This is a genomic window from Alcanivorax sp. HI0044, assembly GCF_001634945.1.
In genome coordinates, this window is the sequence record NZ_LWEZ01001109.1 from 1 (window position 1) to 878 (window position 878).

Here is an 878-nt window from a genome sequence, read left to right on the forward strand (position 1 = left end):
GTTGGCCATGGGAAGAGCCGGTGAAACAACGCAAATCCACAAGCCAGTGGCGCCGCTGGCATCGCTGGTTGGGGTTAGCCGTGGCGCTGCCCGTGCTGGTGCTATCTGTCACCGGCGTCCTGCTTAATCATATCGAGTCCTTCGGCTGGTCGTCCCGGCCGCTGCCGCCATTGCTGGCGCGCTGGTACGGTGCGCCGGTGCCAGAGTCCGTGTCGGGTATCGTCCTGGATAACCGCTGGTATGCCCAGGCCAATGACAGCCTGTTTATTGACGGGGAAAAGAGCCTCTATTGTCGGGCGCCGTTGCGTGGCGTGGTGCAGGATAATGGCTGGACGGTGGTCGGCTGTGCTGACGCACTGTTGCTGCTGGATGCCCAGGGCCAACAGGTGGAGCGTATGGGGCCAGCCTACGGGGTGCCTGCATTCAGTACCCTGGGGCGCAATGATCAGGGGCTGGTGCTGAAAACCGAGCAGGGGTTGAGCCAGTACGATGTGGATCAGCTGGCCAGCGTGGCGCTGCCCGAGGGCGCCACCTGGGCGCCCTCCCTGTTCCAGGCCCTGCCCGTAACCATGAAGCAGCGTGTAGTGGCGCAAAGTGTACCGCCGTCACTGAATTGGCAGCGTTTGTTGCTGGATCTGCATGCCGGGCGTTTGTTCGGTCTGGCCGGCCAGTTAGTAATGGACCTGGCGGCCCTGGTGCTGGTGGTGCTGGCGCTGACCGGTACGGTGATCTGGAGTCGCTCCCGCCGTTCATAGGGCCCTGGGGGCTGAATTGGCGGTGTTTTGCGCAAACGATCCAGATTCCTGCCAAAGAAAGCGCTTTGCCTGTTGAAAGCCGGGACACAATCCCCATGATTGTCCAATGCAGCTAGCCCATGC

1 protein-coding gene is annotated in these 878 nt (G+C 62.2%); it reads left to right on the forward strand.

Features of this window, described 5'->3' with window-relative positions:
* Window positions 1-755, forward strand: a 755-nt coding sequence (locus tag A3730_RS13165) for a PepSY domain-containing protein (RefSeq protein WP_063538215.1), incomplete at its 5' end; no start/stop codon positions are given.
* Window positions 756-878 lie beyond the last annotated feature (123 nt).